Source organism: Hymenobacter ruber (assembly GCF_054783255.1).
In genome coordinates this window covers 445726-470327 of record NZ_BAAGQX010000003.1, presented here as the reverse complement: position 1 = coordinate 470327, position 24602 = coordinate 445726, and the positions used below count along the sequence as shown (strand labels likewise).

22 protein-coding genes are annotated in these 24602 nt (G+C 62.2%); 18 read left to right on the top strand and 4 right to left on the bottom strand.

Translation table 11 applies throughout. The features are described from left to right. Positions 1–123: 123 nt before the first annotated feature. Together ACYVM5_RS09015 and porW are read right to left on the bottom strand one after the other, a co-directional pair. Positions 124–2463, bottom strand: a complete 2340-nt coding sequence (locus ACYVM5_RS09015; RefSeq protein ID WP_460617794.1) for a penicillin-binding protein 1A — start codon at positions 2461–2463, stop codon at positions 124–126. Positions 2464–2548: 85 nt separating this feature from the next. After that, positions 2549–5992: a tetratricopeptide repeat protein gene (porW, locus tag ACYVM5_RS09010; RefSeq protein WP_460617793.1), complete on the bottom strand. Its 3444-nt coding sequence runs from the start codon at positions 5990–5992 to the stop codon at positions 2549–2551. 172 nt (positions 5993–6164) lie between these two features. On the opposite strand from porW, the gene ACYVM5_RS09005 reads away from it, so the two are divergent. The 10 genes from ACYVM5_RS09005 (at position 6165) to ACYVM5_RS08960 (ending at position 14728) form a co-directional block, all read left to right on the top strand. After that, positions 6165–6398: an AtpZ/AtpI family protein gene (locus tag ACYVM5_RS09005; protein WP_460617792.1), complete on the top strand. Its 234-nt coding sequence runs from the start codon at positions 6165–6167 to the stop codon at positions 6396–6398. A gap of 27 nt (positions 6399–6425) precedes the next feature. Then, a complete protein-coding gene (locus tag ACYVM5_RS09000; protein ID WP_460617791.1) occupies positions 6426–6830 on the top strand; it encodes a hypothetical protein in 405 nt (134 codons plus the stop codon). Between the two features lie 39 nt (positions 6831–6869). After that, positions 6870–7934 carry a FoF1 ATP synthase subunit a gene (gene atpB / locus ACYVM5_RS08995; RefSeq protein WP_460617790.1) on the top strand — a complete coding sequence of 355 codons (1065 nt, stop codon included), beginning with the start codon at positions 6870–6872 and terminating at the stop codon, positions 7932–7934. 123 nt (positions 7935–8057) lie between these two features. Beyond that, a complete protein-coding gene (atpE, locus tag ACYVM5_RS08990; RefSeq protein ID WP_196287135.1) occupies positions 8058–8333 on the top strand; it encodes an ATP synthase F0 subunit C in 276 nt (91 codons plus the stop codon). A gap of 136 nt (positions 8334–8469) precedes the next feature. After that, positions 8470–8970 carry an ATP synthase subunit B family protein gene (gene atpF / locus ACYVM5_RS08985; protein WP_460617789.1) on the top strand — a complete coding sequence of 167 codons (501 nt, stop codon included), beginning with the start codon at positions 8470–8472 and terminating at the stop codon, positions 8968–8970. Positions 8971–9066: 96 nt separating this feature from the next. Beyond that, entirely contained in the window at positions 9067–9627 is a 561-nt protein-coding gene (gene atpH / locus ACYVM5_RS08980; RefSeq protein WP_460617788.1) for a F0F1 ATP synthase subunit delta, read from the top strand. A gap of 84 nt (positions 9628–9711) precedes the next feature. Continuing rightward, positions 9712–11292 carry a F0F1 ATP synthase subunit alpha gene (gene atpA, locus ACYVM5_RS08975; RefSeq protein ID WP_460617787.1) on the top strand — a complete coding sequence of 527 codons (1581 nt, stop codon included), beginning with the start codon at positions 9712–9714 and terminating at the stop codon, positions 11290–11292. 92 nt (positions 11293–11384) lie between these two features. After that, the gene (gene atpG / locus ACYVM5_RS08970) at positions 11385–12269 is read left to right on the top strand and encodes a F0F1 ATP synthase subunit gamma (protein WP_460617786.1); all 885 of its coding nucleotides are present in this window, start codon (positions 11385–11387) and stop codon (positions 12267–12269) included. 243 nt (positions 12270–12512) lie between these two features. Next, positions 12513–12866: a T9SS type A sorting domain-containing protein gene (locus ACYVM5_RS08965; protein WP_460617785.1), complete on the top strand. Its 354-nt coding sequence runs from the start codon at positions 12513–12515 to the stop codon at positions 12864–12866. A 152-nt stretch (positions 12867–13018) separates the two neighbouring features. Further along, positions 13019–14728 carry a T9SS type A sorting domain-containing protein gene (locus tag ACYVM5_RS08960; protein ID WP_460617784.1) on the top strand — a complete coding sequence of 570 codons (1710 nt, stop codon included), beginning with the start codon at positions 13019–13021 and terminating at the stop codon, positions 14726–14728. A 37-nt stretch (positions 14729–14765) separates the two neighbouring features. Here ACYVM5_RS08960 and ACYVM5_RS08955 read toward each other — a convergent pair whose 3' ends face one another. Further along, on the bottom strand, positions 14766–15524 hold the full coding sequence (locus ACYVM5_RS08955; protein ID WP_460617783.1) for an HAD family hydrolase: 759 nt from the start codon (positions 15522–15524) through the stop codon (positions 14766–14768). A gap of 3 nt (positions 15525–15527) precedes the next feature. Here ACYVM5_RS08955 and pafA point away from each other — a divergent pair, with 3 nt between their 5' ends. The 4 genes from pafA (at position 15528) to ACYVM5_RS08935 (ending at position 19510) form a co-directional block, all read left to right on the top strand. Beyond that, positions 15528–17234: an alkaline phosphatase family protein gene (gene pafA / locus ACYVM5_RS08950; RefSeq protein WP_460617782.1), complete on the top strand. Its 1707-nt coding sequence runs from the start codon at positions 15528–15530 to the stop codon at positions 17232–17234. Positions 17235–17315: 81 nt separating this feature from the next. Beyond that, positions 17316–17867 carry an inorganic diphosphatase gene (locus tag ACYVM5_RS08945; protein ID WP_460617781.1) on the top strand — a complete coding sequence of 184 codons (552 nt, stop codon included), beginning with the start codon at positions 17316–17318 and terminating at the stop codon, positions 17865–17867. Between the two features lie 49 nt (positions 17868–17916). Continuing rightward, positions 17917–18600 (top strand): DUF6766 family protein, encoded by a 684-nt coding sequence (locus tag ACYVM5_RS08940; RefSeq protein ID WP_460617780.1) that lies wholly within the window; start codon positions 17917–17919, stop codon positions 18598–18600. A 28-nt stretch (positions 18601–18628) separates the two neighbouring features. Continuing rightward, positions 18629–19510: a UbiA prenyltransferase family protein gene (locus tag ACYVM5_RS08935; RefSeq protein ID WP_460617779.1), complete on the top strand. Its 882-nt coding sequence runs from the start codon at positions 18629–18631 to the stop codon at positions 19508–19510. Positions 19511–19531: 21 nt separating this feature from the next. Here ACYVM5_RS08935 and ACYVM5_RS08930 read toward each other — a convergent pair whose 3' ends face one another. Further along, a complete protein-coding gene (locus tag ACYVM5_RS08930) occupies positions 19532–21058 on the bottom strand; it encodes a bifunctional ADP-dependent NAD(P)H-hydrate dehydratase/NAD(P)H-hydrate epimerase (protein ID WP_460617778.1) in 1527 nt (508 codons plus the stop codon). Between the two features lie 37 nt (positions 21059–21095). On the opposite strand from ACYVM5_RS08930, the gene ACYVM5_RS08925 reads away from it, so the two are divergent. The 4 genes from ACYVM5_RS08925 to sdaAA all read left to right on the top strand — a co-directional run bounded on the left by ACYVM5_RS08925 (position 21096) and on the right by sdaAA (position 24588). Further along, positions 21096–21635: an RBBP9/YdeN family alpha/beta hydrolase gene (locus tag ACYVM5_RS08925; protein ID WP_460617777.1), complete on the top strand. Its 540-nt coding sequence runs from the start codon at positions 21096–21098 to the stop codon at positions 21633–21635. A 102-nt stretch (positions 21636–21737) separates the two neighbouring features. Beyond that, on the top strand, positions 21738–22199 hold the full coding sequence (gene msrB, locus ACYVM5_RS08920; protein ID WP_460617776.1) for a peptide-methionine (R)-S-oxide reductase: 462 nt from the start codon (positions 21738–21740) through the stop codon (positions 22197–22199). A gap of 119 nt (positions 22200–22318) precedes the next feature. Next, positions 22319–23551, top strand: coding sequence for a hypothetical protein (locus ACYVM5_RS08915; RefSeq protein WP_460617775.1), 1233 nt, complete (start codon positions 22319–22321; stop codon positions 23549–23551). 131 nt (positions 23552–23682) lie between these two features. Continuing rightward, on the top strand, positions 23683–24588 hold the full coding sequence (gene sdaAA / locus ACYVM5_RS08910) for an L-serine ammonia-lyase, iron-sulfur-dependent, subunit alpha (protein ID WP_460617774.1): 906 nt from the start codon (positions 23683–23685) through the stop codon (positions 24586–24588). Positions 24589–24602 lie beyond the last annotated feature (14 nt).

Genomic DNA, 24602 nt, shown 5'->3' with positions numbered 1-24602 from the left:
GATTCGGCGGAGGAGGCGGTGAGAAAAAAGCCCGCGGTTCAGCGTACGGAAATAACAAAAAATGACCGGCAAAAGTCGCCGGTCATTTTTGAAAAAGGGTAATTGTTGCGGTTTAAAAGGGGATTAAATATCCTTGTCGTCCAAATCGCCGGCGTCGGGCACCTGCATCTTTTGGTCGGCGGGGATGGTGTCGCGCTGGCCGCCGTAGTATTTCGAGCAGTCGATTTCTATGCTGAGCGGGGCGGCGGGAACTGGGAAAGGGCCGGTATTGATGCCGATGCTCTTGTCCTTGTACACCTTCTGCATGAAGAGGCCGTAGAGGGGCAGAGCCTCGCGGGCGCCCTGGCCGTAGGTGCCGGTGCGGAAGTGGATGCTGCGGTCTTCGCCGCCTACCCACATGCCGCACACCAGGTCGGGGGTGATGCCCATGAACCAAGCATCGGAGTAGTTGCTGGTGGTGCCGGTTTTAGCCCCGATTTCATAGGGCAACTTGAAGCCGGTGTGCAGGATGGTGCTGGTGCCGCCAGGCTCGGTAGTGCTGGCTTGCAGCATGTTGGTCATTATGAAGGCCGTTTCCTCACTAAGTACTTCCTTGGTCTGGGGAACGAATTCGCGCAGCACGTTGCCGTTCTTGTCCTCGATGCGCGTGACCATGATGGGCTCGGTGTGCACGCCCTTATTTACGAAAGTGGAGTACACGCCGCACAGTTCATAAATGCTGCAATCGGAGGTGCCGAAGCCCATGGAAGGCACGGCATCGACAGGCGAGGTGATGCCGAGGCGCTTGGCGTAGGTGGCGATGGTTTCGGGGCCGAGTTTCATCACTAGCCAGGCGGTGATGGAGTTCATGGAGCGGGCCAGGGCCTGGCGCAGCGTGAAGGTGCGGCCCGAAAAGCCGCCCTCGAAGTTGTGGGGCGTGTAGGCGGCGCGGCCGGCTACGGCGGGGAAAGTGGTGGCCACGTCGGGGCGCGGGTAGCAGGGCGAGTAGCCCTGGTCGATGGCGGCGGCGTACACGATGGGCTTGAACGTGGAGCCGGGCTGGCGCTTGCCCTGGCGCACGTGGTCGAACTTGAAAAACTTGTAGTTGGGGCCGCCCACCCAGGCCTTCACCTGGCCGTTCAGCGGGTTCATGGCCATGAAGCCGGCCTGGAGGTAGCGCTTGTAGTATTCGAGCGAGTCGTAGGGCGACATCATCATCTCCTTCTCGCCCTGCCAAGTGAACACCGGCATCTTGTACTTCTTGTGCAGGTAGTAGTTCACCGAGTCGCGGTTGCCGTCGTACTGGGCCATCAGCGACTTGTAGCGCTGGGTGCGGCGCATGGAATTCACGAGGAAATTGGGGATAACCTTGCCGTTCTCGTCGCGCCAAGGCAGCTGACCCTTCCAGTGGGCCGAAAACCATTTCTGCTGCAAGGTCATGTGCTCGGCCAGCGACTTTTCGGCGTAAGCCTGCATGCGCGAGTCGATGGTGGTGTAGATTTTCAGGCCGTCGGCGTACAGGTCGTGGTCGGTTTCCTTGGCCCAGCTCAGCAGCGACTTCACCACCTCGGCCCGGAAGTAGGGGGCCAGGCCCTTGCTGGGATTCTCGACGGAGTAGTGCAGCACGATGCGCTTGGCGGTGTCCTGGGCCAGCTCGACATCCGTGATGTAGTTCGACTTTGCCATCTGGCGCAGCACCCAGTTGCGGCGCTTGCGCGAGCGGTCGGGGTGCAGCACAGGACTGAAACGGCCCGGCGCGTTCACGATGCCAACGAGGGTGGCGGCCTCGGGCGTGGTCAGGTTTTTGGGGGCTTTGTTGAAGAACGTCTTGGCGGCAGTGTTGATGCCGAAAGCGTTGGAGCCGTACTCCACGGTGTTGAAGTACATGCGGATGATTTCGCGCTTCGTGTAGTTGCGCTCCAGCCGGATGGCCAGAATCCACTCCTTGGTTTTGGTGATGAGCAGGCCGAGCTTGCCGGTGCTGTTGAGGGTGCCGTCGTTCAGGTCGCCGCGGGTACGAAACAGCACCTTGGCCACCTGCTGCGTGAGCGTGGAGCCGCCGCCGTTGTGCGAGAAAGTGAGCACGCCGGTTACGGCCCGCAGCACGCTCTTGGCATCAATGCCGGAGTGTTGCTCGAAGCGCACGTCCTCGGTGGCGATGAGGGCGTCAATCAGGTTCTGCGGCAGGTCCTTGAAGTCGACGGGCGTGCGGTTTTCGCGGAAGTATTTGCCCAGCAACACGCCATCAGCCGAATAAATCTCGGAGGCCAGTTCCGAGCGCGGGTTTTCGAGGCTTTTGAGGTTGGGCATGCGCCCGAACAGGTTCAGGAAGTTGCCACTGACAGCCAGTACAAACAGGCCCAGCCCCACCACGCCCACGCCAAACAGCAGCCACATGGTGCGCACAAACGCCGTGAATCGGCCGGAACGGGCCGGTTTCAGGGGCATGGGCTTGGGACGACGGGCGGGGGAGGAGGTGGGCATAGGAATCAAAAACGGAATTATTCAGCAAAAATAAAGCCTCCGGCCGCGCCGGAGGCTTTGAAGTACTGTTCAGGTCGACAACCGGTTATTTGTAAACACGCTGGTAGAACGTCAAATACCCCGCCAAATCCCCACTACTCTGCAGCAAGGCCAGGTTTTCGGGGCTGATGACGAGCGTTTGGTAACCGGCCCCGCGCAGCTTGGCCAGCGGCGACTGCGGCCCGCGCAGCTTCGTGGCATAGCTCTGGGCCACCTTAGCCCACGGCAGCGTTTTCACTACGATAAGCTCCTGCTCAGCCCCCAGCGGCGATGATTCCACCGTCAGGTTATTCGCCTTGAAGAAACGGGTGTTATACGTGGCCAGTTGCGCCGCCAGACCCGCAATAGCCGGCGAGTCCTTCGGAAAGGCCAGCACTACCACGTGCGGGCTATTCAGTTGCGTGGTATAAGCTGTGGCCGGGGCCGAGGAGGCCGTGCTGGCGCCAGCTGTGGGGGCAGGAGCCGGCGCAGAAGTTGTCGGGGTGGTGTTGGCGGGCACAGGAGGCGTAGCGCCGGGTGTGGCCCCGGTTGCTGCTGCAGTTTTGGCGGCGGCGGCTTTGGCGGCGGCCTCATCGGCCAGCTGCTTGCGCGTGGGGCGGCCTTTGCGAACGGGAGCCGCCGTTGCGGGCATCGTTGCGCCCGGTGCCCCAATCGGAGCAGCGGCAGAAGTCGGCGTGGTTGTTGGTGCAGGCACGGTAGTAGTCGGGCTGCTACCAGTAGTCGGCGTTGGCACAGCGCCGGTAGCAGAAGTAGCTGCTGCGGAAGCCGCCGCTTTTTTCGCTGCTGCTTCATCGGCCAGCTGCTTGCGGGTAGGTCGGCCTTTCCGAACCGGAGCGGCAGCTATCGGTGCCCCGCCCGCCGTGAGCGTGGGGGCCGCATTTTTGGCAGGAGCAGCAGCCGGAACTTCACCGGAAGGATTAGTCGACAAACCCGCTGCGTTGGCCGAATTCTCCGCTTCTGGCTTGGCCTCAACAAGAGCCGAGGGCTTGGGCCGGGGCCGCATCGCATCCGGTGCCGGCGCCGTAGGGGCTGGCGTTGCCGGAGTCGGTGTCGTCGTTGGTCCCAGCGCTTTGGCCGGACTGTCGCCTTCCCGATACACAATGCGCATGCGGTTGTCAATTTCACCAGGGCGAAAAATGGACACCACGGGCTTTTCGGTAGAAGCCAGCGCGCCGGCAATCTGTCCGTCATCTATTTTCTTGTAAGTGGCGGCCAGTGCCTGGGCCTGCGGCACCAGCGGGCTATCCGGGTAGTCCTTATAGAACTTCTCCACCGAGGAACGAGCCGTGAGCGGTGGCTGGGTCCGAATCACGAGCAGCGTTTTCAGGTAGGCCACCCGGTCGTTGAGGTCACTTTTGGGGTACTGCTGCTCGGTACGCGTCAGTACGGCCGTGGCCTTACGGAATTCCTGATTTTTATAGTAAGTAAAGGCCGAATCGACGCGGCTGGCTACGGCGTTGTGCAGCGCCAACTGGTGCTCGCGGTACAGCGGGTCGGCAATCAGCTTGGCATACAGCGACTCCGGGAACTCGCGTTGCAGCGCCGCCGCGTATTGTGCGGTTTTCGCCGCGTCGGGCTTGTCTTTATAGTACAGGTACAACAGGTAGTAGGCATCGGGCGCGTGCTCGCCGCGCACGTAGCGGGTCACCTGCTTTTCGTAAGTCTCGAAGCCCTTTTCGCGCTCTTTCAGTTGCTCTTTGTAGATGCCACCCAGTTCATACAGCGCGCCTTCCACCTGCTTGTCGGAGGCAGCCAACTGAGCGGGCGTTGTGGGAATATCCTTGCGGTACTGCGCCACCAAAGCATCCTTGGCGGCGTTGGGGTTGGCAGCAGCGGCAGTGGCCGCCGAATCGGGCCGGCCGCCATTCACCCGCGTATTGTCGTTGCCGGTCATCGTCAGCGGCACGCCGCCATTGGCCGTCGTATTGGGCGAGCTGCTGGTCTGCCGGCTGGTGCGCCAGTTGTCCTGCAATTGCCGGTCGCCCCATTTTCGAATAAAGTCGGCGCGAGCCGTGCCCAGCGTCGCCGGGTTGTCGAAGTACCACTGTGCTCCCGCCGCCACCGCCGTGGGGTCAAAGGCCATCGGGTCGGGACTGTTGGACCCGCCGGGCAGGTTGCTGCCCAGGCCGCTGCTGCTGGAGGTGGTCCGGCTGGCAAACTCGGCGGCGGCTGCTTGCTTCTTCTGCTGCGCGGCCAGCCGGTCGGCGGCAACTTTTTTGGCGGCCAATTCAGCTTCGGCGTAGGTATTGAGCTGCTGACTTAGCGCATCGGGCGCCAGGCGGGCCAGCGCCTGCAGGCTGTCCTGCGTTTCGATGATGGTGTACTGCTTGGCAAAATCCTTCAGAATTCCACTCCGCTCCTTGATGGCGGCGTAGGTTTTGGCCTCCTTGTTCAGGTTCTGCACCGTGCTGTCGTAGTACGCCGCCGCGAGGCGGTACTTCTGCAGGTTCTCATAATAGATGCGGCCGGCCAGCAGGTAGGTGTAGCTTTTCTGGAGGCGGTTGGTAGTCGTGGCCTTGACGGACTGCCGCAGCAGCTTCAGCGCTTCAGGGTAGTTCTGTTCGCGGTAGTTGAGCCGCGCCATCTCGTAGTAGATTTTGTCGCGGTAGTCCTTGTTCTTCGGGTCTTTCAGCAGGGCGGCGAAGTTTTTGTTCAGCTTCACCCGGTCGGCCGGGCTCAGGTCCGATACCTGCGGCAGCATCAGCTTGGCCTGAAAGTCCAGCTCGTACGGCGGGTTGCGGGCGATAATCTGCTCCAACTGCTCGTAGGCCTTCTTGTTCTCGCCGGCATCCTGGTACAGCTGCGCCAGAATGTAGCGCGTGCGTGACCGCTCGTTCTTGAACTCAATTAGCGGAATGGCCTTTTCCAGCTGCGGAATGGCCTTAGCCGGCTCCTCCGTGCGGATATAGTAGTCGGCACGCGTCAGAAACAGCTGGCGCGCATCCTGCGGCAAGCCTTCTTCCTTGTCCAGCAGGTCCGATACGGCCTTGGCACTCTCCATCTCGCCCTGCGCCACAAACGTCCGCATCAGTCCAATCAGGGCTTCGTGCTTAGCATTAGCGTCCTTGCTGGTCGAGTTTACATACTTAAAGGTCTGGCCCGCGTCGTCAAACTGCATCTGATAAAACCGTGCCCAGCCCACCAGAATGTAGGCGTCATCCGTCCAGTCCGAGCCCGGCCGGTTCTGAATCGGCATTGAGGCCTTCTTAATGATGTCATTCAAGTCGGCGCGGTTGGCCTTCACGCTGGCGCTGTCCAGCGTGGGGAACAGCGGCAACGTCTGGTTGTAGTCGTTCACCCGCGCCGCGTACATCTTGTCTTCGGCGGCATGCAGCTTCTCGCGGGCCAGGAAATAAGCGTTGTCGCGGGCGGCCACGTTGTTGAAGGCGTGCGCCACCAGGTTTTTGTCCGATGCGCAGCCCGCCGCCCCCACTCCCAGCAGGAAGGTGAGCAGCGCAGCCCAGCGATATGTCAGCGAATAATGTGTCAAAATCAAAGCAAGGGAAAGGACGGCCCGGAGCAGCCGGAACGCCCAAAGCAGCCGGAAATGTTCGACGGCTCTGTCAGATAACGAAGCCGCACGGGTAAAATTACGTTTTTCCCCGGGCAAACGTAGCCCCGCCCGCGCCGTAACTTTGTCAACCGTCTTTCCCATCCCACCCATGCCCACTCCCGCCGACCCCCAGCCCACGGGCAACAACCGCCTGCAGGCCGTCATGAAGTATTCCGGCCTAGCCTTCCAGATGCTGGCCATCATCGGGGGCTGCGCCTGGCTGGGTACCTGGCTCGACGGGCGTTTCCACACCCAGCCCTGGCTTACCATTGGGCTGCTGTTGCTGGGCGTGTTCGTGGCCGTATTCCAGGTCATCCGCAGCCTCACCAAAGAGTCGCTGTAAGGCACGGCTGCAACGCTAGTAAAATCCATGTCTAAGTTTCTGCGCCAGTTTCTGGTCTTTACCGCCGCGCTGGGCTTGCCCATCTACGCTCTGCACCGCATATATGGCACCGCTGTGGTGCACCCGCGAACCGGGCTCATTTTTGCCGTCATGGCGGCGCTCACCTACTTCGCCTACAGCCTCACCGCGCGCCTTGTGGCCCGCGACCCGCACAGCCTGGCCATGGGCTATTTGATAGGCATGACGGTCCGTTTACTCACCTCGCTGGGCCTCGTCACGTGGCTGCTGGCGGGCGGAATTGCCCGCGAGCCAAGGGGCATCTGGACCTTCCTTGCTGCCTTCTTCATCCTGTACTTTTCATGGGCCGGGTTTGAAATCTGGGCTACTTTGAGTAACTTGCGGCCGATTTCAGGAAAGCAAGTAGCGCAATGATAATGCGTTAGCCCGGAATTAGTCATTAATTAACTTTGAATGAAGCGTTTACTCTCGATTCTCCTTTGCTTCGTCTCCCTGTCCGTTTTCGCTAACGAACCCACCGGCGAGGGCGCAAAGGCCGAAGGCTTCAATCCCGGTGAAATGATTTTGCACCACATCGGCGATTCGCACGAGTGGCATTGGCTGGCTACCGACAACGGCAACTTCACCACCTACCTCCCCATCATTGCCTACCGTCCCGGCAAGGGCTTGTCGGTGTTCTCGTCGAAGCACATTTCCAACGGCGAGTCGGAAGGCCCCGCCAAAGAATACGACGGCCTGAAGCTCGACCACGAGAAACTCGTGAGCACCGATGGCAGTAAGCTCTACGACTTCTCCATTACCAAAAACGTTGCCGGTCTTATCGGCAGCGCTATTCTGATGCTGGTTGTGTTCACCGCTGTAGCCAGCGGCTACCGCAAGAACCACGGCCGCGCCCCCAAAGGCATTCAGTCGTTCTTCGAGCCCATCATCGTCTTCATCCGCGACGAAGTAGCCAAGAAAAACATCGGCCCGAAGTACGAGCGCTACATGCCGTACCTGCTCACGGTGTTCTTCTTCATCTGGTTCAACAACCTGTTGGGCCTCACGCCCGGCGCGGCCAACCTCTCCGGCAACATCGCCGTGACCATGGTGCTGGCCCTGCTCACGCTGATTATTACCCTGGCATCGAGCAACAAGTACTACTGGGCGCACATTTTTGCCACGCCCGGCGTGCCCAAGCCTCTGCTGCCCATCATGATTATCGTGGAAGTAATTGGTATTTTCACCAAGCCCTTCTCGCTCATGATTCGTCTGTTCGCCAACATCACGGCGGGTCACATCGTAGTGCTGAGCTTTATCAGCCTGGTGTTTATCTTCAAATCGTGGGCCGTAGCACCGGTGACCTTGGCCTTCGGCCTGTTCATCAACGTGCTGGAACTGCTGGTGGCCGTTCTGCAGGCCTTCATCTTCACGCTGCTGACCTCGATGTACATCGGCGGCGCAGTAGAAGAGCACCACGACGCTGACCTGCAAATCGGCTACAATGAGGACAGCACCGCTCCCCACGTTTCCCATTAATCTGACTTAACCGGCCGGATGCCCGCCATCCGACCAACTGGCTGTTTCGCCCAGACCGTGGCAATCCCCCCCCCCCGCCGCGGGACTGACGAACTTTATCTTTTTCCCCTTTTTCCAATTTTTATGTTGCTCTCTTTGTTGTTGCAAGTTGCTGCTATGGCGGCTAACTACGGTCCTGGTCTGGCTGTAATGGGTGCCGGTATCGGTGCTGGTTTGGTTGCTCTGGGCGTAGGCCTGGGCATTGGCCGCATCGGCGGCAGCGCCATGGATGCTATCGGCCGTCAGCCGGAAGCTTCGGGCAAAATCCAGACGGCTATGATTATCGCCGCCGCTCTGATTGAAGGTCTGGGCCTGTTCGCAGTCGTAGTCTGCGTTCTTATCTGGACGAAACTCGTTTAGTGCCGGGCCGGGCTTCGGGCCCGGAAGTAGTTGGAAGCCCGCCGCCCGCTGCTGCAATACGCAGTTGGCGCGGCGGGCTTACCTGCTCCTAATCTGAGTACTTGATTAGTTGACATTTCTTTAAAATACCATATCAATGCTGCCAGCTTTTTTATCCCCTGAACTCGGCCTGATTTTCTGGCAACTGGTCATTTTCCTGCTGGTCTTGTTCCTGCTGGGGAAATTTGCCTGGAAGCCGATTCTGCTCGCTCTCAAGGAGCGTGAAGACAACATCGAAGGTGCGCTGCGCATGGCCGACCAGGCCAAAATCGAGATGCAGCAGCTGAAAGCCGGCAACGAGAAGTTGCTGACCGAAGCCCGCCTCGAGCGCGACCGCATGATGCAGGAAGCCACCCAAATGGCCAACCAGCACCGCGAAGCCGAAAAGGCCCGCGCCACCGCCGAAGCCAACACCATCATCCAGCAAGCCCGCGAAGCCATCCAAACGGAGAAAAACGCGGCCCTGGCCGAAGTGAAAAACACCGCTGCTAAGCTGTCGCTCGACATCGCCGAGCGCATCCTGCGCCGCGAGCTGACCGACCCCGCCGCCCAAACGCAGCTGGTTGATTCTTACCTGAAAGACGTTAAATTGAATTAACGGTTAATGATTAACGGTCAGTGGTTAGTGAGCTTTTGCTAACCGTTCGGCTGCAAAAATTAATCACTAACCATTAACCGTTAACCACTACTAAATATGGCTGACCAACGAGTAGCGGCCCGCTACGCCAAGTCGCTCCTCGACTTGGGCAAGGAGATGGGTACCCTGAGCGCAGTGAAAGAGGACATGGACCTGCTGAGCAAGACCATGGCCGAAAGCCGCGACCTGCGCCTGTTGCTGCGCAACCCGATTGTGAAGCACGACAAGAAGCTGGCCATCCTGAATGCCATCTTCAAAGGCAAAGTGTCGGACATGACGCTGCGCTTCTTCACCATCCTCACCGAGAAAAACCGCGAGTCGGCCATCGAGGGCATTGGGCCCGAGTTTCTGGCGCAATACAATGTGATGCAAGGCGTACAGTCGGCGCAAGTGACGTCGGCTACGCCGCTCACGCCTGCTTCGCGTGCCGAGATTCAGGCGCTGGTGACCAAGCAAACCGGTCTTACCGAGGTGCAGCTCACCGAGAAGGTGGACCCCGAACTCATCGGCGGCTTCGTGCTGCGGGTGGGCGACAACCAAATTGACGATTCTGTGCGGACCAGCCTTCGCAAGCTGCGCACCTCGCTGCAAGAAAATTCTTACCAAAATCAACTGTAGGGTATAGGGAAGTTGGGATAGGGGATACGTTCCCTGCATCCCCGCCCCATATCCCTGATTCCCTATACCTTATTCCCTCCCAAGATGGCAGAAGTACGTCCGGATGAAGTCTCCGCAATCCTGCGGCAGCAACTGTCCAATTTCAAGTCCGAAGCCGAGCTCGAAGAAGTCGGCACCGTATTGCAGGTTGGCGACGGCGTGGCCCGCATTTACGGTTTGAGCAAAGCTCAGGCCGGCGAGTTGATTGAATTCGAGAACGGCCTGCAAGGCCTCGTGCTCAACCTGGAAGAAGACAACGTGGGTGCCGTAATGCTGGGCGACTACTCGGAAATCCGGGAAGGCGCTACGGTGAAGCGCACCAACAAAATCGCCTCCATCAAGGTGGGCGAGGGCATCGTGGGCCGCGTGGTGAACACGCTGGGCCAGCCCATCGACGGCCGCGGCCCTATCCAGGGCGAGCTGTACGACATGCCGCTGGAGCGCAAAGCCCCCGGCGTAATCTTCCGTCAGCCCGTAACCGAGCCCATGCAAACCGGCATCAAGTCGATTGACGCGATGATTCCGATTGGCCGGGGCCAGCGCGAGCTGATTATCGGTGACCGCCAGACCGGAAAGTCGGCCGTGGCCATCGATACCATCATCAACCAGCGCGAGTTTTTCGAAGCTGGCAAGCCGGTGTTCTGCATTTATGTAGCCATTGGCCAGAAAGCTTCGACTGTGGCTCAGGTAGTAAACGCCCTCACCAAGGGCGGTGCCATGGATTACACTGTGGTAGTAGCCGCTTCGGCTTCCGACCCGGCTCCGTTGCAGTTCTACGCGCCTTTCACGGGTGCTGCAATCGGTGAGTTCTTCCGCGACACGGGTCGTCCCGCTCTCGTGGTTTATGATGACTTGTCGAAGCAGGCCGTGGCTTACCGTGAGGTGTCGCTGCTGCTCCGTCGTCCTCCGGGCCGCGAGGCTTACCCCGGCGACGTATTCTACCTGCACAGCCGTTTGCTCGAGCGCGCCGCGAAAATCAACTCTTCGGACGAGATTGCGCGGGACATGAACGACCTGCCCGACAGCATCAAGCACTTGGTGAAAGGCGGCGGCTCGCTAACAGCTCTGCCCCTGATTGAGACGCAGGCTGGCGACGTATCGGCTTACATCCCGACCAACGTGATTTCGATTACGGACGGTCAGATTTTCCTCGAGACCAACCTGTTCAACTCGGGTGTTCGCCCGGCCATCAACGTGGGTATCTCGGTGTCGCGCGTGGGTGGTAACGCCCAGATTAAGTCGATGAAGAAAGTGGCCGGTACGCTGAAACTCGACCAGGCCCAGTTCCGCGAGCTGGAAGCCTTCGCCAAGTTCGGCTCCGACCTCGATGCCTCGACCAAGCTCACCATCGAGCGTGGCCGTCGCAACTTGGAGATTCTGAAGCAGCCCCAGTACTCGCCCGTGAAGGTGGAGGACCAAGTGGCTATCATCTACGCCGCCACCAACGGCCTCCTCGATACCGTGCCCGTGAACCGCGTGCGTGAGTTCGAGAAGGAGTTTGGCCAAGTGATGAACTCGCGCTACCCCGACGTACTTAAAGCGCTGAAAGCTGGCAAGCTGGAGGATGCTGGCACGAAGGCCATCCGCGAGGTAGCCAAGGACGTTTCGGCGAACTACGCCAAGTAAGTTAAGGGTTAAGAGTTAGGAGTTAAGAGTTGTCAGTGGCGGCTCTTGGCCCCTAACTCATCACTCTTAACTCCTAATTCTTAACTCAACAAATGGCAAGCTTAAAAGAAGTCCGCAACCGCATTCAGTCGGTGACGAGCACGCAGCAGATTACCAAAGCCATGAAAATGGTGGCGGCGGCTAAGCTGCGCCGGGCCCAGGACAACATCGTGCGGATGCGGCCCTACGCTCAGCGCCTGAATGCCATCCTGACCAACCTGACCCGCAACGCTGACTCTGACATCGTGAGTGACTACGGCGTAGCCCGCGAGGTGCGCAAGGTGCTGGTGATTGCCATCACTTCCGACCGCGGCCTGGCCGGAGCCTTCAACACCAACGTGTTTAAGGGCGTGAACGCGGCCATTGCGGCCCGCTACAGCCACCTGCCGACGGCCAACATCTCGGTGATGGCCATTGGCAAGAAGGCACACGATTACTACGGCCGGCGCGGCCAGACGGTGGGTGACTACACCCACGTCTTCGCCAAGCTGTCGTTCGAGACGGTGCGCGCTGCTGCTGAAGTGGCAATGGACGGTTTCCGCAACGGCATTTATGACGAGGTGGTGATGGTGTACAACGAGTTCCGCAACGTGGCCACGCAGATTATCCGCACCCAGCAGCTGCTGCCGCTGGTGCAGGAAGAAGCACCCGCTACGGCCACGCCGGAGTCGAACGTAGACTATCTGTTCGAGCCTTCGAAGGAGGAAATCGTGCAGACGCTGATTCCGCAGTCCATTAAGATTCAGCTTTACAAGGCGGTGCTGGAAAGCAACGCCTCGGAACACGGCGCCCGCATGACGGCCATGGATAAAGCCACCGACAACGCCGGTGAGCTTCTGAAGTCACTCAAGCTGACTTACAACCGGACGCGTCAGGCGGCCATCACGACCGAGATTCTCGAAATCGTGGGCGGTGCCGAGGCGCTGGCGGCGGGGTAATTCTCATCGTCGCTTACAATTTAAGAGGCCTGCTTCCGTTGGAAGTGGGCCTTTTTTTATGCAAGACCGGCAAACGTCCGGGCTCATTCTGGAGTAGAAGGGAGGAGAGCCAAGTGATGGTAGACATATGAGTGGGCCGATGAGCCAACCGGGAATAACATTAGAACAAAGCATTCAAAGGACATCGGTAGTAGTCCGAGTTAATCGGTTGTCCAGCATAATTTTACCTATTCTATCTCCGCTATGAGAAGCATCGTGTTATCGCCCCGCATGGGCCTGCTAGCCATCCCGGCATTGCTAGAACTGTTGGGACCGGCAGCCTGTGCGCAGGACCTGGCTCCGCTGGGCGAGGTGGATGTGTACCCCAATCCTGCCCACATTCGGGCCACGGTGCAGGTGCCGGCGGTGCCGGGGACCGATACGGCCACCGTGACGCTCACTGATGCCCAGGGCACCGTGGTATTTGAGCAGCCTGTAAGCTTAACAGGAGCCGGCGGTGCAGCGGAAGTGCCGCTGCTGGGCCGCGCCCCCGGCCTCTACCGGGTGCAAGTGCGGGCCGGTGCCCAGCGCGTGGCCCGCACCCTGAAGGTGGAGTAGGGGAACTGTTGTCTCTACTGTAACGCTAGTCAAGAGCCCGGGCCCGGTGGAAGGTGGCGGCACGGTTCAGGGCCCGGCGTAGCTTTGTAGCTCGGCAGCGCAATCTGGGGTTGCGGGCCGGCTTCTGCATCTTCTTGCTACCCGTTATTGTGTTGAATAACTACCTCCTGCCCGCCAGTGGCGGAGCGGCTTTATTGCTGCTGACATCGCTGGCCTCTGCCCAGGCACCTACTATTATTAATGTTACGCCTGTTGCCAACACCAGCGCCGCACCCCGCAATGGCGGGGTAGTAGCCAGTTTCAGCCAGCCACTCACCCCTGCTTCGGCTACGGCGCTGAAGGTATTCAGTAGCCAACGGGGTGGCTTGCGGGGCGGCGGGGCGGCCACCGTGATAGGGGCCAACCTGGGCTTCTTCCCCACGGCCTACGATTTCCAGCCGGGCGAAACCGTGCAGTGCACCGTGACCCGCACCGCAGCCAGCGTGGTTGGGGGGCTGGCCATTCCTCGGGTACAGCAGTTCACCACGGCGGTGGGTGGCACGGGCACGGGCAGTTTTGCACCGGGCACCGAAGTGCCCGTTGGAGTGCGGCCTACTAGTGTGGCAGTGGGCGACGTAGACAACGACGGCGACCTCGACCTGCTGACCGGCAACCTGGGCGAACCCACCGTGAGCGTGCGCCTGAACAACGGCCACGGCACCTACGGCGGCAGCCAGGACGTACCCGTGGCCAGTTATTCGCTGGGCCTGACCCTGGGCGACGTAGACGGCGACGGCGACCTGGACCTGCTTTCGGCCAACTTTACGGGCAACACCGTGAGCGTGCGCTTCAACAACGGGAGCGGCCTGTTCGGCAGCGGCGCGGACGTGCCCGCCGGCTACGGCCCCCAGGGGCTGGCCCTGGGCGACCTGGACGGCGACGGCGACCTGGATTTTGTGGCCACCAACCGCGACGCGGATTCCGTGAGTGTGCGCTTCAACAACGGCAGCGGCAGTTTTGGAGGCAGCCGGGGCGTAGCCGTCGGCGATGGCCCCCAGGGCCTGGCGCTGAGCGATGTAGACAACGACGGCGACCTTGACCTGCTGGCCAGCAACCTGTTGGCCAGCAGCGTGAGCGTGCGCCTGAACAACGGCAACGGCACCTTTGGCAGCGGGCAGGAGGTGCCCACCGGCGGGCAGCCGTTCGGCATCGCCCTGGGTGATGTGGACGGCGACGCCGACGCCGACCTGCTGGCCGTGAGCTACCTGTATAACGGCATTGTGAGTGTGCGCCTCAACAACGGCAGCGGCACCTTCAGCGGCACCCAAAACGTGGCCGTGCGCAGCTACCCTCCCACGGTGGTGCTGGGCGATGTGGACCACGACGGCGACCTGGACCTGCTCACGGCCAACTCGGGCAACAGTACGGCCAGCGTGCGCCTCAACAACGGCAGCGGCACGTTTGGCGGTGGGGCCGATGTGTCGGTGGGCGATGTCAGCATTGCCCCAAGCACCCCCAACGCCGTGGCCGTGGCCGATGTGGACGACGACGGCGACCTCGACCTGCTCTCGGCCAATACCACCACGGCCGGCACCGTAAGCGTACGCCTGAACAACGCCAGCGGCCCGTTGGCCACGGCCGTGGCGGCCCCTGCTGCCCTGACTGCCTACCCCAACCCTGCCGGGCACGGCCCCGCCACCGGCCGGGTACAGCTTAGCCTGCCGCCCGCCGCCACCCACGCTGAACTGCTCGACGCGCTGGGCCGGACCGTGCGCACGGTCCCAGCCCAGGCTGGTACCGCCACGCTGGTGGTGTCTGGCTTACCCCCCGGCCTCTACCTAATGCGCGCCGCCGGGCAGGTGGCCCGCCTAGTCGTGGAGTAGCGAAAAACTGCCGCGTCCTGGGATTACACACCTTATTTCAGCCATGCCGCTTCTGCGGTTTGGGTGCTTCGGGCTGTTGCGCCAGCCGTTCCAGCAGCTGGGCCGGGGTGAGGCCAGTGAAATCCTTGATGACCGTGAGCGGAGCCTGAAAGGCAGCTGCTTTGAGAGTGGTGGCCACGGCCACGCAACGCATGCCGGCGCGGTAGGCGGCCTGCTCGCCCAGCAGGGCATCTTCGAACACGATGCAGTCCTGTGGCTGTGCGCCCAGCTTAGCAGCGGTGAGGGAATAGGTATCGGGATGCGGCTTGCCGTTGGGCACGTCGTCTTTGCCGATGACCACATCGAAGTATTGGCGCAGGTCGAGGTAGTCGAGGATGTAGCTGAGCGTGGGGCCGCCCGAGCCGGTGCCGAGGCCGATTTTGAAGCCTTCGGCTCGGGCGGCCTGCAGGAAGGCCATAAGGCCCGGCAGCGCCCGCCGCTTGCTCCAGTACAGCGTACGGTAGAGGAACTCGCGCTGCTCGGCATAGATGTCGAGCTGCTTTTGGGGGATGGGATGGCGAAAGACGCTTTGGATAATCTCCCCGGCGGGCATGCCGTTGAGGCGCTTGAGGAGCTGGCGGGCGTTGGTGGTCAGGCCGAGGTCGCGGAAGAGGAGCTGGAAGGCGCGGGCCTGCACGGGCGTGTTGTCGACGAGGACGCCGTCCATGTCGAAGATGAGGGCTGGTTTCATAATCTGGCCTACGCACAGCGGGCGGGGCGCGGCGGTATCTTTGCCGGGCTTTTGCTCAATTGCCATTTCATGAAGACCCTCCTCGCCCTGGCCTTGACGGCCCTGCCCGTTCTCGCGGCCAAACCCGAAGACCCCGTGCCCCGCCCCAAGCTGGTGGTGGGCATCGTGGTCGACCAGATGCGCTACGACTACATCTACCGCTACTGGAGCAAGTACCCGGCCGGCGGTTTCCGGCGCTTGCTGGGCGAGGGCTTCAGCTACGAAAGCTGCCACTACAACTACGTGCCCACCTACACCGGCCCCGGCCACGCCAGCGTGTACACCGGCACCACGCCGGCCGTGCACGGCATCATCGGCAACAACTGGTGGGTGCGCGAGGAAGGCCGCGAGACCTACGTAACCGAGGACAAAACCGTGAAAGCCGTGGGTGGCACCGAGGCCGCCGGCCAGATGTCGCCGCGCCACATGCTGAGCACCACCATCACCGACGAGTTGCGGCTGGCTACGAACTTCCAGGCCAAAACCATTGGCGTGAGCATGAAGGACCGGGGCAGCATCCTGCCCGCCGGCCACTCGGCCACCGCCGCTTACTGGTACGACGGCACCAACGGCGCCTTCATCAGCAGCACCTTCTACCTGCCCGCCCTGCCCGCATGGGTGGCCAGCTTCAACGCCGCCCATCACGCCGCCGACTACCTCGCCAAGCCCTGGAACACGCTGCTGCCCATCGCCGACTACACCGAAAGCTCCCCCGATGATGTGCCCTGGGAAGGGGCCTTCAAGGGCGAAAGCAAGCCCGTCTTCCCGCACGACCTGCCGGTGCTCTCGGCCGGCGCGCCCGCCTCGGTGCAGCCCGCCCTCAAGAACTCGGGCGAGAGCAAGGCTGTGCCGACCCCTATCCAGAACCTCGACCTCATCCGCAGCACGCCCTTCGGCAACAGCCTGACCACGGACTTCGCCCTCGAAACCCTGCGCCAAGAGCAGATGGGCCAGCGCGCCATCACCGACTTCCTGGCCGTGAGCTACAGCTGCACCGACTACGTGGGGCACCAGTTCGGCCCGAACTCCATCGAAGCTGAAGACACCTACCTCCGCCTCGACCGCGAGCTGGCTCGTTTGTTTGAGGCGCTGGACAAGCAGGTGGGCAAGGGCCAGGCCCTCGTCTTCCTCACCGCCGACCATGCCGCCGCGCACGCCGTGGGCTTCTCGCAGGCCCACCGCCTGCCCGCCGGCGGCGTGGGCCCGTCAGTGATGCGCGATTCGGTGCAGCGCGCCCTCACCCGCCAGTACGGCCCCGGCCAGTGGGTGCTCAGCTACGAAAACCAGCAGGTCTACCTCAACCGCCCCTTGCTCCAGAAGAAGAACATTGACCTCGGCAAGGCCCAGCAGGCCGTGGCCGCGGCCCTGCTCACGCTGCCCGGCGTCACGCAGGCCCTCACCGCCCTCGACCTGCAGCGTGCCCACTGGAGCGAGGGCCTGGGCATGTACCAGGAAAACGGTTTCTACGCCCCCCGCTCGGGCGATGTGCTCACCGTGCTGGCCCCCGGCTGGCTCGAAGCCTACGCCTTCCCCGTGGTGAAGGGCACCACCCACGGCTCGGCCGGGGCCTACGACACGCACGTGCCGCTGCTGTTCTGGGGCTGGGGCGTGAAGCACGGCGAGTCGTCGGCATCGGTGCACACCGTGGACATCGCGCCCACCATTGCGCAGTTTCTGCACATCCAGGAGCCCAGCGGCTGCTCGGGGGTGCCGCTGCGCGAAGTGCTGGGCCGGTAGCGCGACTTTTCTTAACAAACTCCCCCATCCGCTTGTAATTTTGTCCCTGGCCGTTAAGATAGGCGGCTGCTTTCCCTGAATATGACCCACTTCAACCCCTGGCACGACGTGTCGCGCGGCGACGAAACCCCTACCGTCGTCCAGTCCATCATCGAAATCCCCAAAGGCAGCAAAGGCAAGTACGAGCTTGACAAAGAGAGCGGCCTGCTGAAACTCGACCGCGTGCTGTTCTCGGCCGTGCACTACCCCGCCGCCTACGGCTTCATCCCCCAAACCTACTGCGACGACAAAGACCCGCTGGACATTCTGGTGCTCTGCTCGGTCGACATCGTGCCCATGTGCCTCGTGGAGGCCAAGGTCATCGGCGTGATGCAGATGGTGGACCAGGACGAGGAGGACGATAAAATCATCGCCGTGGCCGCTCACGACATCTCCGTGAACCACTACAACGACATCTCCGACCTGCCCCCGCACACGCTGCTCGAAATGCAGCGCTTCTTCGAGGACTACAAGGCCCTGGAGCACAACAAGCACGTCACCGTAGAACGCTTCATGGGCAAAGAAGACGCCTACCGCATCATCAACGACAGCATCAAGCTCTACGAAGAAACCTTCGGCGACCGCAAGGCTTAATAAGCTACGGTCGAGCTACGTTTTTCTGGAATGCCCGTAAAGGCGAAGCATGGCAATACAGCGTCCTGCTTCGCCTTTTTGGCGTTTTCTGTACGAGAACAGTCTCACCATCATCATCCTGCTGTTCACGCTGGGCACGCTGGCCGGGCAGTTCGTCACGGGCTGGCACGACTACAACGACGAGCTAAAGGAGATGCACCTGGCCGAGCTCTCGGCCGGGCAGTACTTCCACTCCGGCCACTTTCTCGAAGCCACGTTTGAGAACTGGGAAAGCGAGTTTTTGCAGATGGCCCTCTACGTGCTGCTCACGGTGTGGCTGCGCCAGCGCGGCTCCTCCGAGTCGAAAAAGCTGTATGAGGAAGAAGAAGTGGATGCCGAGCCCGACCCGTCTAAAAAGGACGCGCCCTGGCCCGTGCGGCAGGGCGGCCTGGTGCTCAAGCTGTACAAAAGCTCCCTGAGCCTGGCGTTTTTCGTGCTGTTTCTGGGGGCGTTTTTCCTGCACGCCCGGGGCGGGGCCGAGGTCTACAGCATTGAGCAAGTGCACAATGGCAAGCCTGCTGTTGATATTTGGGGGTACATGGCCACCTCGCGGTTCTGGTTCGAGTCGCTGCAGAACTGGCAGAGCGAGTTCCTCAGCATCCTGAGCATTGTGGGCCTCAGCATCTTCCTACGCCAGCACGGCTCGCCCGAGAGCAAGCCCGTAGACGCAGCCCACAGCGAAACCGGCAAATAAGCAGGCGTTCGCGGCTTTACCTTCGTGCGTGGTTTCGTCATCGCTCCCCGTTGTACCAGCCGCCGGCCGCAGTTTCCCGCGCCGGGCCTTCGATGCGCTGCTGTTCAGCAGCGTGTGGCTGGCCGGCGCCGCCGGCGCCCAAACGGCCGCCAGCTTCCGCCGCTGGCCCGCTGCCGACGGCGGCGTGAGCTACCGCGTGGTACTGCTGGTATTCGCCGCCACGCTGCTCGTTTACAACCTCGATGCGGTGTTGCCCTTCAAGCACCGGCAGCCGGCAGCCGGCTCGGGCCGCAAGGCCTGGCAGCAGCGGCACCGGCGCGGGCTGGCCGGGCTGGCGGGTGTGGCGGCATTGGTGGCCGGCTATTTGTTTCTGGCCGATGGCTGGTGGCGCTACCTGCCGGCCCTGCTGCCCCTCACGGTGCTGGCGCTGGTGTATTCGTGGCCGCTGGTGCGCTGGCAAGGGCAGCGCCGCGCCCTGCGCGAAGTGCCGCTGTTGAAGGGTTTTCTGATTGCGGGCGTGTGGTCGGCCATCACGGTGGGCCTGCCCGCGCTGGCCCTGCACCGCCCGCTGGCCGAGGCGGTGGCCCTGCTGGCCCAGCGCTTTTGCCTGGTGCTGGCCCTCACCATCGTGTTCGATATCCGCGACCTGAGCCGCGACCGGGCGGCCGGCACGCGCACCTTCCCGGTGGTGCTGGGCCTGACCGGGGCCAAAGCAGTAGCGCTGGTCTTTCTGGCCGCCGCCATGCTCCTGGGTTTCGAGCGGGGCGTGGCCCCGCTGGGGCTGCTGCTCACGGGCCTCTCGGCCGCCACAGTTATCGCGCTAGCCGACGAGCGCCGCAACGACTACTTCTTCGCCTTCCTGGCCGATGGGGTGCTGCTGGTGCCAGCCGTGCTGTACTTCGTGGCGTAAGGGAGAAGCACCGCTTCGCTCTTACACCTCCGCCAGCGCCGGCCCGATGTGCCGCACAATGTCGCCGGCCACCAGCCCGGCCTGGCCGGTTTGCACCGCCGCTAGGTCGCCGGCCCGGCCGTGGGCGTACACTCCCAGCCGCACCGCCTCGAAGGCCGACAGCTGGGCGTGGGCGCGCAGGGCCAGCAGCAGGCCCGTGAGCACGTCGCCGCTGCCGCCGGTGGCCATGCCGGCGTTGCCGCTGCTGTTGAAGTGCAGCTCGCCGGTGGGGGTGGCCAGGCAGGTGTAGGCCCCTTTCAGCACCACCAGGCAGCGGTGTTGGGTGGCGAAATCGCGCAATAATTCCAGGCGGTGGTAGTCGTCGCGAGCAAGCTCAGTGAGGCGCTCGAACTCTTTGGGGTGGGGGGTGAGAATGGTGTTTTCGGGCAGCAGCTTCAGCAGCGCACGGTGGCTGCCCAGCAGGTTCAGCGCGTCGGCATCGATGACGAGGGGCAGGGGCTGGCCGGTTTTGTCGAGCGGCTTACCGGCTGCTTTCAGTAGTTTCCGCAGCACGGCGAGACTGGCGGCTTCCTGTCCCATACCGGGGCCGATGCCCACGGCCTGGTAGGGTTTCAGGTCCGGCAGTTCGCTGATGAAATCGGCCTGCTTATCGGTCAGGCACATGGCTTCGGGCTGGCTGATTTGGAAAATGTCGTAGCCGCAGCCGGGAATGTGGGCCGTGAGCAGCCCCACGCCCCCATGCAAGCAGGCCCCCGCCGAAAGCACGGCCGCGCCCATCTTGCCCCGGCTGCCGGCCAGCAGCAGCGCGTGCCCAAAAGTGCCCTTGTGGCTGAATTTGGGGCGTGGTGGCAGCTGGCCGGCCACTGCGGCGGCATCGGTGTAGTGCCAGGGCGTAGCCGCTTCGGCAATGAAGTGAGCACTCAAACCGATGTTCTCCACGTGCCATTCGCCCACAAATTCGGCATTCTGCGGCAGCAGGAAAGCCAGCTTGGGCAGGCCGAAGCTAACGGTGTGCTGCGCCCGCACCACGGAGCTGCCGGCCGGCTGGGGCGCATCGGCGAAGAGGCCGCTGGGGATGTCAACTGCTATCATGCGCGCCTGCCTGTTATTCAGGTGTTGAACGACGGCAGCGGCCAACCCCTCCAACGGGCGTGAAAGCCCGGTGCCAAACAGGGCATCAATAACCAAAGCGCCTTTGGCAATGACGGGCAGGTGCTGCGGAGATAAGTTGGCCACGGGCACGGCGGCGGGTAGGTGCTTGCGGTTGTGCTGCCAGTCGGGCGAATGGTTATCGGCGGGCAGCAGGGCCACGCGCACGGCGTAGCCGCGCTGGAGCAGCAGCCGGGCGATGGCCAGGCCGTCGCCTCCGTTGTTGCCGGGGCCGCAAATAATCAGGGATTCGCCCGCTTCGGCTGGGGTGAAGCAGCTGCTAAACCACTGGATAAAAGCAGTGGCAGCCCGCTCCATCAGCTCCACCGAAAGCAGGTGCTGCTCCCGGATAGTGGCTTGGTCGAGCTGGCGGATTTGGGCGGCGGTCAGGATTTTCATCGCAGTTGGGAGAGTAAAAGAGCGGCTACTTTTGAGGATGCAAGAAACCACCCGCGTCTTCATCATGCCCGGCCTCGGCAGCTCGGGGCCCGACCATTGGCAAACGTATTTTGAGCGCACGCAGCCGGATTTTACCCGCATCGAGCAGCGCGAGTGGGACGTGCCCGACCGCGCCGAATGGGTCGAGCGCCTCGAAGACGCCCTCGATGGTGAAGACCTAAGCCAAGTGGTGCTGGTGGCCCACAGTCTGGGCTGCGCCACCATCGCGCACTGGGCCGGGCAATACGGCCACCGCATTAAAGGCGCGCTGCTGGTGGCGCCCAGCGACGTTGAAACGGCGCATTACGCTGCTTTCCCCACCACCGGCTTCGCGCCCATGCCGCTGGCCCGGCTGCCGTTTCCGAGCATCGTCGTATTCAGCCAGAACGATGAGTGGGTGACGCCGGCCCGCGCCCGCCAATTTGCCGAGGCCTGGGGCAGCGGGCTGGTCGACATCGGCGCGGCCGGCCACATCAACACGGCCAGCGGCTATGGCGCGTGGCCGGCCGGGCTGGCGCTGCTGGAGTCGCTGCTGTAAGGACAGGGCGGGAGCAGCGTCTACCCAGCGCGGCCGAAAACCTCCCAGCCCCGGCCGCGTTTACCTTATTCCTGCCGCTTTCCTTCAAATAATTCCTCCGTCATGCAAAACTGGAACGACGTTATCCGCCTCGCCAACCACCCCATTCCTTCGCCTCGCCGCGTGGAGAAAACGCCCGCCGAGTGGCGCGCCCTGCTCACGCCCGAGCAGTTCCACGTCACCCGCGAGCACGGCACCGAGCGCGCCTTCACCGGCGAGTACTGCGAAGCCCACGAGGCCGGCCTTTACGCCTGCGTGTGCTGCGGCACGCCACTCTACGACTCGCGCACGAAGTTCGAGTCGGGCACCGGCTGGCCGTCGTTCACGCAGCCCGTGGATGAAAGCGCCATCCGCTACAAGAAGGACACCAGCTACGGCATGACCCGCGTGGAAGTGCTGTGCAACGTGTGCGACGCCCACCAGGGCCACGTGTTTCCCGACGGCCCCGCACCGAGCGGCCTGCGGCTGTGCATCAACTCGGCCAGCATCAAGCTGGTGCAGCAGGAGCAACCTGCGAACGGCTGATAATTGCTGAATAGTATATTATATATACTATTTAATATATTTAGTAACTTTATGCCTGGCTGGTCAGCTGACGCTGATTGGCCAGGCATTTTTTGTTTTGTCCCAAAATCCCTAGCGCCATGTTGAAACTTACTTTTTCCATCGCAGCAGGTTTGTTTTTGGCGGGGGCGGCAGCTTCGGCCCAAACCCTTACTTCCCCGAATGAGCACCTGGTAAGCCAGGCCACCGGCGGGGTGCCCGCCCCGCTCCTGCGGCAAATTACCGCCTTGCCATTACAGGAAGCCATCTTTCAGAACTACACCAACGGAGACTGGGTCGACTTTTCGCGCTCCCGGTACTCGCGTTACCGTGCCCTGCTGCCCGGGCTGATTGAAACCGACCAAAGAACCGGAACCACCTGGACTCTTTCTTCGGCCAGCCACCTGCAGTATAATTCGGCCGGACTGGTGCTTACCGACACTATTTACCAATTTCAGCAGCCCGCGTTCGGGCCGTTTGCCGTGCTGGCAAATACCTATACCACCCCCACTCAGGTGCTCTGGGAATGGGTATTGAGCCGGACGCCGGGCAGCGCCGCCAGCGTACCCTTCGATTCGACAAGTCGCAGCACGCATACTTACAACGGAGCCGGCCAGCTCACCCAGGTGCTCCACCAGTTTTACGCGGCGCGCACGTACCTGGCCACCTCGCGCGACCTGTACACCTACAACGCCCAGAACCTGGTGACGGTGGAGGAAACCCAAAACACCATCAACAACGGCGCCACCTGGGTGCCTTCGACCCGCAGCACCTCTACCTACACCGCCACCAATAAGGTGTTCCAGGTTATAAATGAGATAGCGCCGCCCACCACGGGCGTCTACGCCAACTCCACCCGCGACACTTATCAGTACGATGCGCAGGACCGGCCTTCGGTGGTGACGACCGACAACTGGGTCAACAACGCCTGGGTGGTCGATTCACAGAATCTGTATGCCTACAATGCCGCCGGCGACATTGCCTCGCTCACGAGCCAGGACTGGACGGGCAGTGCCTTCGTGAATGTGTCGCGGGTGCTGTTCAACTACCAGCAGGTGACGAGCACGCGCCGGGTAGTTCTACAGCCCCTGGCCGTGGTGCCGAACCCCAGCGAAGCCGGTACCGGTGCCCAAATCCTCTTAGAACCCGGCACGGCCGCGCCCAGCGGGGCCGTGTTCGACCAGCTGGGCCGTCAGGTAGCCGTGCTATCGAGCACGCCCGCACAGGCCGCGCGCGGTACCCTGGCGCTGCCCGCCAACCTGCCGGCCGGGCTGTACCTGGTGCACCTGCGCGCCGGCAGCCGGCAGTGGCAGGCCCGTTGGCAGCAGCTCTGATTTTGCGCCCGGCCCAGGGGCGGCAAACTGTCGCGCCCTGTCCCAATCCCGTAGCTTTGAGCCCCGGTTGAAGACACCTTCGGCCGGGGCTTTGCGTTTACTGCTTTTCAGCCCACCATCCCACCCGCGCCATGTCTTTGTTGTTTAATGATTTCGCCTCCTGGGGGGCGCACTGCGCCGAAACCGGCGAGCCGCTGTATCAACCCGTCCTTGCCTACGAAATCGAGCAGAAGGGCCGCACCGAAGACGAAATCTGGGCCGGCCTGCAACGCGCCTACGACGTGATGCGCGACGCCGTGAAGGAGGGCCTGACCGGCGACATGACCTCGCGCTCGGGCATGATAAACAACGGGGCCAAGAAAATTGCCGCCTCGCCCGTTACCGTCCTCTCGCCCGAGTTCAAGCAGCTTATTACGCGTGCTTTGGGGGCGAAGGAAGTGAATTCCTGCATGGGCCGGGTGGTGGCCGCGCCCACCGCCGGGGCCTCGGGCATCCTGCCCGGCGTGCTCGTGACTTTGCAGGATTTACACAAGCTCGACGACCGGAAAATTCTAGAAGGGCTGCTCGTGGCCGCCGGTATTGCCCTCATTATTGAGCAGAATGCCTCGCTGGCCGGGGCCGTGGGTGGCTGCCAGGCCGAAACCGGCTCGGCCGCCGCCATGGGCAGCGGAGCCATCGTGTACTGCCTAGGCGGGCCCGTGGAGCAGGTATTTGCCGCTGTGGCCGTCACCATTCAGTGCATGCTCGGGCTGGTGTGCGACCCCGTGGCCGGCCTCGTGGAAGTGCCCTGCGTGGTGCGCAACGCCTCGGCGGCGGCCATTGCCTTCTCCTCGGCCCAGATTGCCATCGCCGGCATCGACCCGGTTATTCCCGTCGACCAGTGCGTGGCGGCCCTCGGCGAAGTGGGCCAGGCCATGGAAACCCGCTACAAGGAAACCGCCCTCGGCGGCCTGGCCGCCACCAAGCGCGGCAAGGAAATCGAGAAAATGGTGCTGGTGCAGGACGTGAACATTCTGCCCGACGAAGCTGACGAATAAGGTGGTAAAGCTTT